This window comes from Nocardia sp. NPDC060220 (assembly GCF_042727815.1).
Taxonomy (GTDB): Bacteria; Actinomycetota; Actinomycetes; order Mycobacteriales; family Mycobacteriaceae; genus Nocardia.
Genome location: NZ_JBHWZY010001155.1, coordinates 1 through 1,736, shown reverse-complemented (window position 1 = coordinate 1,736; position 1,736 = coordinate 1). Strand labels below are relative to the sequence as shown.

The window sequence follows — 1,736 nt, the reverse complement described above, 5'->3', positions numbered from 1 at the left end:
GGGGCAGGGTGCCCCGGCGCCATTCGGCGGCCCGAAGCCCGGCCGGGTCGGCGCCGGTGAGGCGCGCCGTCAGCATGCGTTCGCCGAGGTCCCATTTGGCCAGGCCGTCGAGTTCGATCGGGAGCTGATCGGCGATGTCCTCGGATTCCTCGGGTACCCGCAGGCCGAGCCGCTGCCACAGGAACGCGCGCACCGGGTGTTCGGCGAACGAGATCAGTTCCGCCAGTGCGACATCCGCGACGGCAGCAGGTGGCAGCGCCGCCGTGAGCAGCGGTGGACGCGGCCGGGACGGGCGCGCGGCGGCGCGGGCACCGGCCAAGGCGACGGTGTCGAAGCTGCGCGGCTTCCCGGGGGCGAAATTGCGCCGGTCGAAAGCCTGCAGGGGATGGCGAAGGTGGACGGCGTCCATGGCCGCCGGACCCACATGGGTGGCGAGCACGTCGAGCAGTTCGGCGACGGGGACAGCGGGCGGACGGGCGGCACCGGTGACCGGGTCCGCACCGGTGTGCAGAAGCAGCAGCCTGTCCCCCGCGGCCATGATGGCGTCGAGGAGGAGTTGCCGGTCTTCGCTGCGCGCATCGCGTTCGCCGACCAGCGGGTTCCGGGCCAGCAGATCGTCACCGTCGACGCTGCCGGGACGCGGGAAGACATCGTCGTCGAGGCCGAGCAGTACCACCACACGGTGGGGCACCGACCGCATCGGCACGAGCGTGCACACGGTAAGTTCGCCGGTACGGAAGTTCGCGCGGCCGGGGCCGCCCGCCAGGCGGCTGGTCAGCAGGACCGCCACGTCGGCGAGGCGCAGCGGGGTGTCGCCCGCGTGTTCGGTGGCGGCCACGATCTCACGGCGCGCTTCGGTGCGGATCCAGGCGTGCGCGGTGGGCACGTCGGTGAGCAGCTCGACCGCGCGCAGCAGCACCGCGGTCCATTCGGCGGCGGGGCGCGGGCCGCGCAGGTCGCGCAGGCACACCGCGAGACGGTCGATGAACTCGGCGAAGCGGCCGGCGAGGTCGACGTCGTTGGAGTCGACATCATCGAGCGGCAACGCCAGATCGAGCCAGTCGTCGCCGGATTCGTCGGCGGTGACACCGAGCAGGATGCGGTCCACCGCGGCGTTGAGGGTGTTCTGGGCGAAATCGGCGAGCCCGAACGCCTCGCGTTGACGCTGCCCGATCCCCCATCGCGCGCCTGATTCGGCCGCCCACTCGCGCAGCCGTTCGATGTCGTCGTCGTCGAAACCGCAACGGCGGCGGACGGTTTCGCTCGCCGCCAGGTCGAGCACCTGCGTCACCGTGACGCGTCCGTCGGCCAGCTCGAGCAGTTCGATCACCACCGCCAGCATCGGGTTGGTCACCGCCCGCCCGCGATCGGCGAGCCGCACCCGCAACTGATGCGCCGGGTGTTCACCGTCGACCGGCAGATCCACTCCGGACCCGCGCTGGCCGAACGCCGCCCGCACCAGGGGCGCGAACGCCTCCACATCCGGGCACATGATCAGCACGTCACGCGGCTCGAGCGCCGGATCCGCCGCGAATGTGCTCAGCAGCAGATCCCGCAGCACTTCCACCTGCCGCGCCGGGCCGTGGCACGCGTGGATCTCGACGCTGCCGTCCGGCACCGCGCCGATCCCGGGGACGCGGTCCGCGCGAACAGCGGTCTGCACGGCACCGAGCAGGGTGGGCGCGGCCATCTCGCCGGCGAGGTGGATATCGCTGTCCAGCACCGGGTTCAGGCGC

The 1,736-nt window shown here is 72.5% G+C and carries 1 pseudogene; it reads right to left on the bottom strand.

Annotated features, from left to right (window positions below):
• A pseudogene (locus ACFWF3_RS34740) lies at positions 1-1,736 on the bottom strand (exodeoxyribonuclease V subunit gamma); the annotation flags it as partial.